Raw genomic sequence first — 13,552 nt, 5'->3', positions numbered from 1 at the left:
CTTCCCGGGTTGCATGAACGCCACCGCCCTCCCCGCTTCACTGACGGACGTGCGCACTGCCAAAGACGCGCGCGCCGACAGGCTGTTCCGGCTGACGCTGACCGGCGCCGGCATGTTCGTCCTGATTTCGCTGATCGCCGCCGCCGTGTCGATGCTGTGGGGCGGTCGCGAGGCCCTGCAGACCTTCGGCCTGGGCTTCTTCACCAGCACCGAGTGGAATGTCGGCACGCGCGAGTTCGGCGCCCTGGTGCCAGTGTTCGGCACCCTGGTCAGCGCCGGCGTGGCCATGCTGATCGCGGTGCCGGTGAGCTTCGGCATCGCGGTATTCCTGACCGAAGTGGCGCCGGCCTGGATGCGCGGTCCGGTCGGCATGGCGATCGAACTGCTGGCCGGCATTCCGTCGATCATCTACGGCATGTGGGGCCTGTTCGTGCTGGCGCCGCAGCTGAGCGAACACGTCTATCCGTGGATCAACGACAACCTGGGCCAGCTGCCGCTGATCGGCGCCGTGCTTTCCGGGCCGCCGCTGGGCATCGGCATGCTGACCGCCGGCCTGGTGCTGGCGATCATGGTGATCCCGTTCGTGTCGTCGGTGATGCGCGAGGTCTTCCTGACCGTGCCGGGCCGGCTGAAGGAGTCGGCCTACGCGCTGGGTTCCACCAAGTGGGAAGTGGTGTGGGACGTGGTGCTGCCGTACACGCGTTCGGCGGTGATCGGCGGCGTGTTCCTCGGCCTGGGTCGCGCGCTCGGCGAAACCATGGCGGTGACCTTCGTGATCGGCAACGCCTACACGATCAGTGCGGCCCTGCTGGAGCCGGGCACCTCCATCGCGTCCACCATCGCCAACGAGTTCGCCGAAGCCACCGATCCGCTGCACAAGGGTTCGCTGCTGCTGCTGGGCTTCACCCTGTTCCTGCTGACCTTCATCGTGCTGGCCATCGCCCGCCTGATGCTGCGCCAACTGGCCAAGCGGGAGGGCAACTGATGTCCGCGTCCCTGTACACCTACCGCAAGGTCAAGAACGCCGTCGCGCTGACGCTGTCCATTGCGGCCGCGATCTTCGGCCTGATGTGGCTGGTCTGGATCCTCTGGACCACGATCACCAAGGGCATGAGCAGCCTCAACCTGGACCTGTTCACCCAGATGACGCCGCCGCCGAACGAACCCGGCGGCCTGGCCAACGCGCTGTTCGGCAGCGTGGTGATGAGCCTGCTGGCGATCCTGCTGGGCACGCCGGTCGGCGTGGCCGCCGGCACCTACCTGGCCGAATACGCCAACAAGCACTGGCTGGGCGAAACCGTCCGCTTCGTCAACGACATCCTGCTGTCGGCGCCGTCCATCGTGCTGGGCCTTTTCATCTACACCGTGATGGTGGCGCAGATGGGTCACTACTCGGCGTGGGCGGGCGCTGTGGCGCTGGCGTTCATCGCCCTGCCGGTGATCGTGCGCACCACCGACGAGATGCTGCGGCTGGTGCCGCAGCAGATGCGCGAGGCCGCGCTGTCGCTCGGCGTGCCGCAGTGGAAGGTGACCACCCAGGTGCTGATGCGCTCGGCGCTGCCGGGCATCGTCACCGGCGTGCTGCTGGCACTGGCGCGCATCAGCGGCGAGACGGCACCGCTGCTGTTCACCGCCTTCAACAACCAGTTCTGGAGCACCGACCTCAACCAGTCGATGGCCAACCTGCCGATGGTGATCTTCCAGTACGCCATGAGCCCGTACGACTCGTGGAATTCGCTGGCCTGGGCCGGCGCCTTCCTCGTCACCGGCATGGTGCTGGTGCTCAGCCTGATCGCCCGAACCATCCTTCTTCGAAACAAGGTGACCCATGAATGACGCCGCCCGCATTGCCGTGGTGACGCCGCAGCGCCAGGATGACCTCGCCGCGAACGCCAGCGTGAAACTGGCCGCCAAGAGCCTGGACTTCTACTACGGCGACTACCACGCGCTGAAGAACATCAACCTGGAGATTCCGGAGAAGCGCGTCACCGCGCTGATCGGTCCCTCTGGCTGCGGCAAGTCCACCCTGCTGCGCGTGTTCAACCGCATCTACTCGCTCTATCCGAAGCTGCGCGCCACCGGCGACGTGCTGCTGGACGGCGAGAACATCCTCGACGCCAAGTACCCGATGAACCGCCTGCGCAGCAAGGTGGGCATGGTGTTCCAGAAGCCGGTGCCGTTCCCGATGACCATCTTCGAGAACGTCGCCTACGGCATCCGCCACCACGAGCGCCTGAACAAGGCCGACATGGACGTGCGCGTGGAACAGGCGCTGCGCCAGGCGGCGCTGTGGGACGAGGCCAAGGACAAGCTGAAGCAGAGCGCGCTGGGCCTGTCCGGCGGCCAGCAGCAGCGCCTGTGCATCGCGCGTGCGGTGGCGCTGCGCCCGGACGTGATCCTGCTGGACGAACCGACCTCGGCACTGGATCCCATCTCGACCAGCAAGATCGAACAGCTGATCGAGGAACTGAAGCACCAGTACACGATCGCCATCGTCACCCACAACATGCAGCAGGCCGCGCGCGTGTCCGACTACACCGCCTTCATGTACCTGGGCGAGCTGGTGGAGCACGACGTCACCTCGACGATCTTCTCCAACCCCGGCAAGCAGCAGACGGAAGACTACATTACGGGCAGGTTCGGTTGATGCAGGAACCCGTGATTCGTGATTGGGGATTGGTGATTCGCAAAAGCGAGCACCCCAGCATGAAACGGCACCGGTTCATCCCATCACGAATCACCAATCCCTAATCACTAATCACGGCCTCCCCATGAACACCCAACCGAACGACCATATCGTGAAGAGCTACGACGAAGAACAGCGCCGCATCGTGGCGGAGATCGTGCGCATGGGCGAGACCGCCGTGGCGCAGTTGGAAGCCGCGCTGGACGTGGTGGAGCGCCGCGACGACAAGGCCGCCCAGCGCATCATCGCCAACGACGAGGCCATCGACGCCATCGAGCACCAGGTCAGCCATGACGTGATGCACCTGGCGCTGCGCGGCCCGTTGGCGCGCGACCTGCGCGAGATCCTCGCCGGGCTGCGCATTCCGGCCGACATCGAGCGCATCGGCGACTACGCGGCCAACGTCGCCAAGCGCTCGATCGCCCTCAACGTGTCGCCGCCGATGCCGCAGATCACCGGCCTGCGGGCGCTGGGCAAGCTGGCCGCGCGCCAGGTGCGCGACGTGCTGGTCGCCTACCAGAACGGCGACGCCGAGCAGGCCGTGCAGGTGCGCGAGCGCGATGCCGAACTGGACGCGCACTACACCGCGCTGTTCCGCGAGCTGCTGACCTACATGATGGAAGACCCGCGCAACATCACGCCCTGCACGCACCTGCTGTTCATGGCCAAGAACCTGGAGCGCATCGGCGACCACGCCACCAACATCGCCGAGAACATCTGGTTCCTGGTGCATGGCGAGCAGCCGCTGCCGCCGCGCGACAAGCGCGACGAGACCAGCACCACCGGCGTGGTCTGAACGACGTTTCTTCCGCACCGCAACACCGCCAGCGCCCCGCTTCCACGCGGGGCGCTGGCATTCTGGGGCCTGCATACGGCCGGCTAACGGACTGCGTCTACACTGTCGCCACTTCCCGTGCGGCCCCCGCCGCACCTCACTGGAGAGCATGACGATGTCCAAGACCAACAAGCCCACCGCGGTTGCCATCGCCTTGGCCGGCGGTCTCGCCCTGAGCGGTTCGGCGTTCGCGATGGAGCCGCTGGCGCAGGGCTACCTGCTGGCTGCCGGCGAAACCGCCAAGGCCGCCGAAGGCAAATGCGGCGAGGGCAAGTGTGGTGAAGGCAGGTGCGGCATGGCCAAGGCCGACACCGACAAGGACGGCAAGGTCTCGCAGGCCGAGTTCACCGCCGCCCATCCCGACAAGGCGGCGAAGTTCGCCGAGATCGACACCAACAAGGACGGCTTCATCGATGCCGCCGAGCACAAGGCCCACGCCGGCACCAAGGGCGCCGAGGGCAAATGCGGTGAAGGCAAGTGTGGCGAGGGCAAGTGCGGCGGCGCCAAGAAGGCCGGCGAAACCAAGTGAGTCCTTGCGCGGGTTCCGGCGCCACGCCGGGACCCGCGCCCGCCTCCGCATGAAGACCGCCCTTCCCTCCTCCACTGCCGGCCTGGGCCTGCGCCGCGCCCTGCTGGATGAACTGCTGGACGCGCCGGCCGGCGCCTTCGACTTCCTCGAATGCGCGCCGGACAACTGGATCGGCGTGGGCGGCCGGTATGGCGAAGCCCTGCAGGCGCTGTCTTCGCGTCACCCGCTCACCTGCCATGGGCTGTCGCTGTCGCTGGGCGGCGTGGCGCCGCTGGACGACACCTTCCTCGCCCGCACCCGACGCTTCCTCGACCAGTACGACGTGTCGCTCTACAGCGAGCACTTGAGCTACTGCGCCGACGATGGCCATCTGTACGACCTGATGCCGATCCCGTTCACCGAGGACGCCGTGCAACAGGTCGCCGCACGCATCCGCCACGCGCAGGACGCGCTGGGCCGGCGGATCGCGGTGGAGAACGTCTCCTACTACGCCGCCCCGTACCAGGCGATGGACGAAGCCGACTTCGTCACTGCGGTAGTGGAGGAAGCCGACTGCGACCTGCTGCTGGACGTCAACAACATCTTCGTCAACGCGATCAATCACGGCTACGACGCACGCGCCTTCCTGGCCCGCATGCCGTCGGCGCGGATCGCGTCGTACCACATCGCCGGCCATTACGACGAAGCCGACGACCTGAAGGTCGATACGCATGGCGCACCGGTGAAGGACGATGTGTGGTCGCTGCTGTCGCAGGCCTATGCCACGCATGGCGTACGCCCGACGCTGCTGGAGCGCGACTTCAACTTCCCGCCGCTGGCCGACCTGTGCGCCGAACTGCAGCGCATCCGCCAGTTGCAGGCCATGCATCGCGCAGGCGCCGCCGCGCAGGCCGCGCGTGGCTGACACGCTGCGCGACCAGCAGTTCGCCCTGGCGCGCCACCTGCGCGATCCGTCGTCGCACCCGCCGCCGCCCGGTGTCGAGGAACGTCGGCTGGCGATCTACCGCGACCTGTTCTTCAACAATATCGAAGGCCTGCTCGCCGGCAACTTCCCGGTGATCCGCAAGACTCTCGGCGAGGACGCATGGCGCGTGCTGGTGCGGCAGTTCTATGCCGATCACCGCAGCCAGACGCCGCTGTTTCCGGAAATCGCGCGCGAGTTCATCCGTTACCTGGAAGCCCGCCAGGACGACGACCTTCCGCCCTGGCTGCGCGAACTGGCGCATTACGAATGGGTGGAACTGGCGCTGCAGATCGCCGGCGACACCGTGCCACCGCATGATCCGGACGGCGACCTGCTCGCGGGCGAACCGGTGATATCGCCCTTCGCGTGGGCGCTGGGCTACCAGTGGCCGGTGCACCGCATCGGCCCCGATTTCCGTCCCGACGTCCCGCCGGACGAGCCCACCTTGCTGCTGGTGCGTCGCGACGCGGCGCATCAGGTGCGCTTCGCGTCCATCTCGCCGCTCGTTTACCGCCTGATCGAAGTGCTGGGCGAAGGCGGCCGCAGCGGTGAAGTCGCACTGCGGCTGCTGGCGGCGGAAGCCGGCGTGGAGGATCTGTCCGCCTTCGTGGATCAGGGCGCCGCCATGCTCACGCGCATGCGCGAGGAAGGCACGGTGCTGGGTACACGCGCGGAGCTGCTGTAGGAGCGACATAAGTCGCGACCGCACGGCATGGGCGACCAAGACATCGCCGCAGCCTGGAAGCTGATGTACCGGTACTGCCCCCATGGCCACGCGAGCGGCAGGCTGGCGGTCGCGACTCACGTCGCTCCTACAACAAGCATGAGATCGCGGTTCGGCCTCCAGCCGGGGAAGCGTTGCCTCCCTCTGCTACCCTTTCCCGCATGGAAAGCACCGCCGAACCCGTCCGCATCACCCCGATGGCCCAACGCTTCCGCGGCTACCTGCCCGTGGTGGTGGACGTGGAAACCGGCGGCTTCGACTGGAACCGGCACGCGCTGCTGGAACTGGCCGCGGTGCCGCTGGACCTGGACGAGAACGGCCTGTTGGTCTGCGGCACCACCTCCAGCGTGCACCTGCATCCGGCACCGGGTACCGAGATCGACCCGAAATCGCTGGAAGTCACCGGCATCGACCTAGACCATCCGTTCCGCTTCGCCAAGCACGAGAAGGACGCGCTGGACCATGTGTTCGCGGCGGTGCGCGCGGCAGTGAAGAAGCATGCCTGCCAGCGCGCCATCCTGGTCGGGCACAACGCGCACTTCGACCTCAACTTCCTCAACGCGGCGGTCAACCGCGTGGCGCACAAGCGCAACCCGTTCCACCCCTTCAGCGTGTTCGACACGGTGACGCTGGCCGGCGTAGCCTACGGCCAGACCGTGCTCGCGCGTGCGGTGCAGGCTGCGGGTTTCGACTGGAACGCCGACGACGCGCATTCGGCCGTGTACGACGCCGAACAGACCGCGCGCCTGTTCTGCAAGATCGTGAACATGTGGCCGAAGCCGTTGGGCTGAGTGCGCGACGCTATCCTTCGCCACTGCCTGCCGTCGCCACCGGCGGACGCGAGCTCATCGCCGCGCCGGCGGATGCCACGATGATCGCGGCGATCGCCAGCCACTGCAGCAGCGACAGGTGTTCGTGCAGGAACAGCAGGCCGCACACGGCGGCGATGGCCGGCTCCAGGCTCATCAGCATGCCGAAGGTGCGCGTGGGCATCTTGGTCAGCGCCACCATTTCCAGGCTGTAGGGAATCGCGGTGGACAGCAGCGCTACCGCCAGCGCGACCGGCAGCAGCGCGGGCGCGAGCAACGCGGTGCCGGCGTGCGCGACACCGAACGGCACCGCCACCACCGCGGCGATGCAGCTGCCGATCGCGACCGTCTGCGGGCCATGCGCATTGCCGGCCCTCTGGCCGAACACGATGTACATCGCCCAGCACGCGCCCGCGCCGAGCGCATAGGCTGCGCCCACGAGATCCACGTTCCGGGCTCCCTGCTCCGGCACCAGCAGCACCAGCCCCATGACCGCCAGCGCCACCCAGACCACGTCACGCAGATGACGCGAACCGAACAGCGCCACCGCCAGCGGACCGGTGAACTCCAGCGCCACGGCGATGCCCAGCGGCACGGTTTCCAGCGCCTTGTAGAACAGCAGGTTCATCAGTCCCAGCGAGGCGCCGTAGAACAACAGCAGCGGCCATTGCGCGCGGGTGACGCGCGTGCGCCATGGGCGGAACACCGCCATCAGGATCAGCGTGGCCAGCCCGAGTCGCAATGCGGTGGCGCCGGTCGCGCCGACCACCGGGAACAGGCTCTTCGCCATCGAGGCGCCGGCCTGGATCGACAGCATGGCGACGAGCAGCAGCGCGACGGGCTGCCAGCTGGCGGCGGGGTGGACGTGGGAAGACGGCATGGCGGCGGCACCAGCAGACGCATGTGGCGCCTGCGCTTGAGGATATCAGGGTCTGCGCACTATATTGCGCAGACCGAAGCCTACCGGATGTGCAATATGTTGCGCAACCCCTGCCGATGAGCGTGCTGGAACACGTCGCCGACAACGTCCGCCGCCTGCGCACCGACGCCGGCCTCAGCCAGCAGGCGTTGGCGGAAGCCTCGGCGGTCAGCCGCCGCATGCTGGTCGGCATCGAGTCCGGGGATGCCAACGTCAGCCTCAACACGCTGGACCGCATCGCCGAAGCGCTCAAGGTGACGTTCGCGGACCTGGTGAAACCGCCCAGCGCGCCGGGCCTGGACCGCATCCAGGCGCTGGCCTGGAGCGGACGTACACCGGGCTCGCAGGGCGTGCTGCTGGCGACCGCGCCGGCCGCCCACGACGTGGAACTGTGGGCGTGGACGCTGATGCCGGGCGACCGTTACACGTCGGCGGCGGACCCGGCCGGGTGGCACGAGATGTTCTTCGTCATCGAAGGCGATCTGGTGGTCGAACTGCCGGGCGGCGACCACATCGTCGCCGCAGGCGATTTCTTCGTGTTTCCGAGCGACCGCGACTACGCCTACCGCAACGACGGCGACACGCCGTTGCGCTTCATCCGCAACGTCGTGCACTGACTCCGGAGGATCACTTCTTCGGCGGTGCGATGCCGTGCCGCTGCAGGATGTCGCGCACTCGATCCAGCGGAATGGCCTCGACCGTCTCGCCGTTGCCGCTGACCGTGGTCGCCATGAAGATCGAATTGTAGATCGCCTCTTCCACCGCCTCGACGCTGGCCTGGAACACCGCGCTCATCTGCTCGTTGGCGAGTTCGGCGGTCTGCAGCCATGGCGCATCGAAGGCTCGCCGCACCGATTTCGCGGTCGAGAACGCGAGCACGTAGTCGCCGCTGCCGTTGGAGGCGGAACTGCCGGTACGGCCCAGGCCCATCATGGCGCGCGAGGCCACGCGACGCAGGTTGCGGTCGCCCAACGGTGCATCGGTGGCGATGACGATGATGATCGAGCCATCGCCACGATCGTCCGCCGCGCCGCGGCGACCCTCGGCCTGCGCGGCGACGGCGTTCTGGAACGCATACCGTTCCAGCTCGCGTCCGACCGGCGCGCCCGAGACCTGCAGCACGCCGCCGAAATTGCTCTGCACCAGCACGCCGACGGTCCAGCCACCCAGCGATGCCGGCAGCCTGCGCGACGAGGTGCCGATGCCGCCCTTCCAGCCGAACGCCACCGTGCCGGTGCCCGCGCCGATGCTGCCCTCCTGCACGGCGCCGCCGGTCGCGGATGCCAGCGCGCGGCGCACGGCCTCGGCGGTGACGGGACGTGCGCGGATGTCGTTGAGTCCACCGTCGTTGGTTTCACCGACCACCACGTTGAGCGAGCGCACCTGCTGCATGTCCGGCTGCGCCAGCATCCAGTCCGCCATCGCATCGGCGGCCTTCCACACGCACAGCGTGCAGGTGAGCAGGATGGGCGTTTCCAGTTCGCCCAGCTCGTTGACCTGGGTGCTGCCGATGAACTTGCCGAAACCGTTGCCGACATGCACCGCGGCCGGCACGCGTGAGCGATACACGTTGCCCGCATGCGGCAGGATGGCGGTGACGCCGGTGCGCACGGTATCGCCTTCCTTCAGCGTCACCTGGCCGACGCGCACGCCGGCGACGTCGGTGATGGCGTTGTGCGTACCGGGAGCGAAGATGCCAGGCGCCACGCCGAGATCGCGGGCGCGTGCGCGCGGCGCTTCCTGAGCAAGCGCGGTGAGCGAGGACAGCCCCAGCAGCAGCAGTGCCGCCAGTCGAACGAACCAAGGATGCGGCGTGCAGGACATGCGGGCTCCTTTACTGGCGCTGGCGGACCGCCTCGAACAGCGTGATGCCGGCGGCGACCGACACGTTGAGGCTTTCGATGTCGCCGGGCATGGGAATCTTCACCAGCCCGTCGCAGTGTTCGCGGGTCAGGCGACGCAGGCCGTCGGCTTCGCCGCCCAGCGCCAGCGCCACGTTGCCGCGCAGGTCGGTGGCGTACAGCGAGGCCGTCGCCTCGCCGGCCAGGCCGTAGATCCACACGCCGAGCTGCTGCAGGTCGCGCAGGCAGCGCGACAGGTTGGTGACCTGCACCACCGGGATGCGGTCGGCCGCACCGGCCGAGGTCTTGCGCACGGTGGCGTTGACGCCGACCGACTTGTCCTTGGGAATGATCACCGCGGTGACGCCGGCGGCGGCGGCGCTGCGCAGGCAGGCCCCTAGGTTGTGCGGGTCCTGCACGCCATCGAGCACCAGCAGCAGCGCCTTGCCTTCGGCGGCTTCCACCAGGCCCTGCAGCTCGTTCTCGTCCCAGGTCGGCGCGGCGGCATAGCGTGCAGCCACGCCCTGGTGGCGCAACGCACCGGCCACGCCGTCCAGCGCCTGTCCGGTGACGCGACGCACGTCGATGCCCTTGCGGCGCGCGTTCTCCTCGATCTCGGTCAGGCGCGCGTTCTTGCTGCCGCCTTCGACCAGGATCTCGCGCACGTTGTCGGCGTCGTTCTCGACCGCCGAGGCGACCGCGTTGACGCCGACGATCCACTGGTTCTGCTTGCTCATGCGCTGTACGGCCGCGTTGGAAAGGCCGGCATTATCGCACCGACCGCCGGCTCAGCGCGGCGGCCATGCCGCGGTGTCGTGGTCCGGATGCTGGCAGGACACGACGTCGGCGAGAAAGGCTGTCGCCGCCTCGTCCTGCTCGGTGCGCCGCTGCGGCAAGGCCGGCAGCGTGTCCACGTACGGCAGCTTGCCTTCCACGCCGTACTGCACCCACGGCGCCAACCCTGCCGGATGATCGAACGCACCCGCCGCCACCGCCACGCCGTCCGGCGCCTCGTAGGTCAGCGGCGTGCCGCAGTCGCCGCAGAAGCCACGCTGCACCACGTTGGACGAACGGAACCGCTTCGGCTCACCGCGCGTCCATTCCAGCAGCGCGCCACGCGTGGAGACCAGCGGCGCGTAGTACGCCCCGAACGCCTTCTGGCACATCCGGCAATGGCAGATCGACGCATCCCGCAGCTCGCCGGTGATGCGGAAGCGGATGGCGCCGCATTGGCAGCCGCCGGTGTGAATGTCGGGGGGCATGGGCACTCCGGGTCAATCAAGGGGAAACACCACGATCCTGATCGTCATCCCGGCGAAAGCCGGGATCCACGTTGATCTTGATCGTGCTCTTCTCTTCCTCACCTGGCGATGTGCTCAAGAAAATCAAGATGGGTCCCAGCTTGCGCTGGGACGACGGCATGGCCCTTGTCCGTCATCCCGGCGCAGGCCGGGACCCAGTGCCTTCAGCTCCAAACACCCAGCCGCCCGCGTGCGGATATCAGTGCAACCGCATGCAAGTCGCTGGGTCCCGGCTTTCGCCGGGATGACGGCATTAAATCAGTACTTCCGCTTCGGCCGCTTGGCCGGCTGGCCGCGCGGCGAGGAAGGCGGCGGCCCGCTGTCCCTGCCCTTGTCGTCGACCAGGCGGAAGTCGATCTTGCGATCTTCCAGGCTGGCCTTCAGCACGATGATGCGCACGCGGTCACCCAGCCGGAACGTCAGGCAGCGACGCTCGCCGGACAGCATCTTGCGCAGCGGATCGAAGTGGTAGTAGTCCTGCGGCAACTGGGTCACGTGCACCAGTCCGTTGACCTTGGACTGGTCCAGCTCCACGAACAGGCCGAAGCTGGTGACGCCACTGATGACGCCGTCGAACTGCCCGCCGACATGCTGCTCCATCCATGCCGCGCGGTAGCGTTCGTCGACCTCGCGCTCGGCCTCGTCGGCGCGGCGCGCGCGCTCGGAACACTGCAGCGACAGCGCCGCCATCTCATGCGCGGAGTACAGGAATTTCTCCGGCTTGCCCTTGGTCAGCGCGTACTTGATGGCGCGGTGCACCAGCAGGTCGGGGTACCGGCGGATCGGCGAGGTGAAGTGCGCGTAGGCGTCCAGCGCCAGGCCGAAGTGGCCCGCATTGTCCGGCGAATACACCGCCAGGCTCTGGCTGCGCAGCACCACGGACTCCAGCAGCGCGACATCGGGACGCTCGCGGATCTTCTTCAGCAACTGGGTGAAATCGCGCGGCTGCACCTTCGACCAGGCCGGCAGGCTGAGCTTGAACTCCTTCAGGAACTCCAGCAGGTCCGCGTACTTCGACTCCGGCGGACGGTCGTGCACGCGATACGGTGCCGGCACATGCGCACCCAGCAGGTAGCGCGCGGCCTCGACGTTGGCCGCGATCATGCATTCCTCGATCAGCTTGTGCGCGTCGTTACGCTGCAGCATGCCGGCCTGGGTGACTTCACCGCGGTTGTCCAGCTCGAAGCGGACTTCGGAGGTCTCGAACTCGATCGCACCCCGTTTCTCGCGCGCCTTGGCCAGCAGGCCGTACAGCTCGTGCAGGCGCTCGACATGCGGCAGCAGCGCACCGATCGATGCGCGCGACTCGGCGTCGTTCTCGCCGACGGCCTTCCACACCTGGTCGTAGGTCAGGCGGGCGTGCGAGCGCATCACCGCCTCGTAGAACTTCGACTGGGTGACTTCGCCCTCGCTGTTGACCTGCATGTCGCAGACGAAACACATGCGGTCGACTTTCGGATTCAACGAACAGATGCCGTTGGACAGCGTCTCCGGCAGCATGGGCACCACGAAACCGGGGAAATACACCGACGTCGCGCGCTTCTGCGCTTCGTCGTCCAGCGGCGTGCCGGGGCGGACGTAGTGCGACACGTCGGCGATGGCCACCACCAGGCGGTAGCCACTGCGGTTCTTCATGCGCAGGCCCTGGCGATTGCTCTCGCAATACACCGCATCGTCGAAGTCCTTCGCGTCAGCGCCGTCGATGGTCACCAGCGGCATCGCGCGCAGGTCGACACGGTTGCCGATCATCGCCTGCTCGACCACCAGTGGTACCGCCGTGGCTTCGTCCAGCACTTCCTGCGGGAACTCGTGCGGCAGGTTATGACCGTGGATCGCGGCCTCGACCACCAGCGACGGGGTCAGGCTGTCGCCCAGCACCGCGATGACCTTGCCGATCGGCGGACGGCGGGCATCCGGGGCCTGGGTCAGTTCGACCACCACCAGCTGGCCGTCGCGCGCGCCGCCGGTGGCGTCCTGCGGAATCTGCACGTTGCGCTGGATGCGCTTGTCGTCCGGCGCCACGTAGGCGATGCCGACCTCGAAGCCGAAGCGGCCGATCAGGCGGGTGACGCCGCGCTCCAGCACGCGCGCGATGCTGCCTTCGCGGCGGCCGCGGCGATCGATGCCGGTGACGTTGGCCAGTGCGCGGTCGCCGTGCATGACCTTGCGCATCTCGTAGGGCGGCAGGAACAGGTCGTCGCCACCGCCGGTGTCCGGGCGCAGGAAGCCGAAGCCGTCGGGATTGGCGATCACCGTGCCGGCGATCAGGTCGGTCTGCTGCACCGGCGCGAAGCCGCCGCGGCGGTTCTGCACCAGTTGCCCGTCGCGGACCATCGCGCCCAGGCGCTTGGTCAGTGCATCGAAGCGGTCGGGCGCGTCCAGCCCCAGCGGACCGGCGATCTCCTCCGCCGTCTGCGGGCCCTCGGCGGCTTCGAGGAAGCCGAGGATGGCTTCGCGGCTGGCGATCGGCTGCTCGTAGCGCTGCGCCTCGCGCTGCGCATGCGGATCGACGAAGCGACCGCCGCTGCGTGGCGGTGACGTGCGGCCGCCGCCCCCGCGGTGGGGCGGGCCGCCGGCCCGGCGGCCCGGCGAGGCGGGCTGCTCCGGCATCCAGGGCGGCAGGGCCTTCTTGGGCTTGGCCGACTTGCCTGGCGTGCGGGTGCCGGCCTTGCCGGCCGACGAGGTTTCTTTTCCTGCGGGCGTCTTGCCGCCGCTGCGTGGGGTCTTCTTGGTCATGCGCCGATGGTACACCCCGCCTGAACCACGCCCCGCGAAGGAACCGTTGACAATCCCGGGCGCTCCCCACAAAATGCGCGCCTCGCTTACCTGCCCAGGTGGCGGAATTGGTAGACGCACTAGTTTCAGGTACTAGCGGGTAAAACCGTGGAGGTTCGAGTCCTCTCCTGGGCACCACGCATAACGAAGACCCTCGCGAAAGCGGGGG

15 protein-coding genes and 1 tRNA gene are annotated in these 13,552 nt (G+C 67.9%); 10 read left to right on the top strand and 6 right to left on the bottom strand.

Annotated features, from left to right (window positions below):
• The first annotated feature begins 13 nt into the window (after nt 1-13).
• The 8 genes from pstC (at nt 14) to rnt (ending at nt 6,529) form a co-directional block, all read left to right on the top strand.
• Nucleotides 14-985, top strand: coding sequence for a phosphate ABC transporter permease subunit PstC (pstC, locus tag MMG85_RS15610; RefSeq protein ID WP_241046867.1), 972 nt, complete (start codon nt 14-16; stop codon nt 983-985).
• The gene (pstA, locus tag MMG85_RS15605; protein WP_241046864.1) at nt 985-1,836 is read left to right on the top strand and encodes a phosphate ABC transporter permease PstA; all 852 of its coding nucleotides are present in this window, start codon (nt 985-987) and stop codon (nt 1,834-1,836) included. The genes pstC and pstA overlap by 1 nt, the downstream gene beginning before the upstream one ends.
• On the top strand, nt 1,829-2,647 hold the full coding sequence (pstB, locus tag MMG85_RS15600) for a phosphate ABC transporter ATP-binding protein PstB (RefSeq protein ID WP_241046863.1): 819 nt from the start codon (nt 1,829-1,831) through the stop codon (nt 2,645-2,647). Before pstA ends, pstB begins: the two co-directional genes overlap by 8 nt.
• A gap of 124 nt (nt 2,648-2,771) precedes the next feature.
• The gene (gene phoU, locus MMG85_RS15595; RefSeq protein ID WP_055935724.1) at nt 2,772-3,482 is read left to right on the top strand and encodes a phosphate signaling complex protein PhoU; all 711 of its coding nucleotides are present in this window, start codon (nt 2,772-2,774) and stop codon (nt 3,480-3,482) included.
• A gap of 154 nt (nt 3,483-3,636) precedes the next feature.
• Nucleotides 3,637-4,050, top strand: a complete 414-nt coding sequence (locus tag MMG85_RS15590; protein WP_241046862.1) for a hypothetical protein — start codon at nt 3,637-3,639, stop codon at nt 4,048-4,050.
• A gap of 49 nt (nt 4,051-4,099) precedes the next feature.
• Nucleotides 4,100-4,954 carry a DUF692 domain-containing protein gene (locus MMG85_RS15585; protein WP_241046861.1) on the top strand — a complete coding sequence of 285 codons (855 nt, stop codon included), beginning with the start codon at nt 4,100-4,102 and terminating at the stop codon, nt 4,952-4,954.
• Nucleotides 4,947-5,699: a putative DNA-binding domain-containing protein gene (locus tag MMG85_RS15580; RefSeq protein WP_241046860.1), complete on the top strand. Its 753-nt coding sequence runs from the start codon at nt 4,947-4,949 to the stop codon at nt 5,697-5,699. The genes MMG85_RS15585 and MMG85_RS15580 overlap by 8 nt, the downstream gene beginning before the upstream one ends.
• A 200-nt stretch (nt 5,700-5,899) precedes the next feature.
• Nucleotides 5,900-6,529, top strand: a complete 630-nt coding sequence (rnt, locus tag MMG85_RS15575; protein ID WP_241046859.1) for a ribonuclease T — start codon at nt 5,900-5,902, stop codon at nt 6,527-6,529.
• A 10-nt stretch (nt 6,530-6,539) separates the two neighbouring features.
• Here the strand turns inward: rnt and rhtA are convergent, their stop codons facing one another.
• Nucleotides 6,540-7,427 (bottom strand): threonine/homoserine exporter RhtA, encoded by an 888-nt coding sequence (gene rhtA / locus MMG85_RS15570; protein ID WP_241046858.1) that lies wholly within the window; start codon nt 7,425-7,427, stop codon nt 6,540-6,542.
• 116 nt (nt 7,428-7,543) lie between these two features.
• Here rhtA and MMG85_RS15565 point away from each other — a divergent pair, with 116 nt between their 5' ends.
• Nucleotides 7,544-8,083: an XRE family transcriptional regulator gene (locus MMG85_RS15565; protein WP_241046857.1), complete on the top strand. Its 540-nt coding sequence runs from the start codon at nt 7,544-7,546 to the stop codon at nt 8,081-8,083.
• A 10-nt stretch (nt 8,084-8,093) separates the two neighbouring features.
• Here MMG85_RS15565 and MMG85_RS15560 read toward each other — a convergent pair whose 3' ends face one another.
• The 5 genes from MMG85_RS15560 to rnr all read right to left on the bottom strand — a co-directional run bounded on the left by MMG85_RS15560 (nt 8,094) and on the right by rnr (nt 13,344).
• On the bottom strand, nt 8,094-9,290 hold the full coding sequence (locus MMG85_RS15560; RefSeq protein WP_241046856.1) for a P1 family peptidase: 1,197 nt from the start codon (nt 9,288-9,290) through the stop codon (nt 8,094-8,096).
• 10 nt (nt 9,291-9,300) lie between these two features.
• The gene (rlmB, locus tag MMG85_RS15555) at nt 9,301-10,044 is read right to left on the bottom strand and encodes a 23S rRNA (guanosine(2251)-2'-O)-methyltransferase RlmB (RefSeq protein ID WP_241046855.1); all 744 of its coding nucleotides are present in this window, start codon (nt 10,042-10,044) and stop codon (nt 9,301-9,303) included.
• Nucleotides 10,045-10,095: 51 nt separating this feature from the next.
• A complete protein-coding gene (locus MMG85_RS15550) occupies nt 10,096-10,575 on the bottom strand; it encodes a GFA family protein (protein ID WP_241046854.1) in 480 nt (159 codons plus the stop codon).
• A 10-nt stretch (nt 10,576-10,585) separates the two neighbouring features.
• On the bottom strand, nt 10,586-10,729 hold the full coding sequence (locus MMG85_RS15545; RefSeq protein WP_241046853.1) for a hypothetical protein: 144 nt from the start codon (nt 10,727-10,729) through the stop codon (nt 10,586-10,588).
• A gap of 137 nt (nt 10,730-10,866) precedes the next feature.
• Nucleotides 10,867-13,344: a ribonuclease R gene (gene rnr, locus MMG85_RS15540; RefSeq protein ID WP_241046852.1), complete on the bottom strand. Its 2,478-nt coding sequence runs from the start codon at nt 13,342-13,344 to the stop codon at nt 10,867-10,869.
• Between the two features lie 92 nt (nt 13,345-13,436).
• On the opposite strand from rnr, the gene MMG85_RS15535 reads away from it, so the two are divergent.
• A tRNA-Leu gene (locus MMG85_RS15535) sits at nt 13,437-13,521 on the top strand.
• Nucleotides 13,522-13,552: the final 31 nt, after the last annotated feature.

It is taken from the genome of Pseudoxanthomonas sp. LH2527 (assembly GCF_022539275.1).
In the GTDB taxonomy this organism is placed as follows: Bacteria; Pseudomonadota; Gammaproteobacteria; order Xanthomonadales; family Xanthomonadaceae; genus Pseudoxanthomonas_A.
This window is presented reverse-complemented; position numbering and strand designations above follow the sequence as displayed.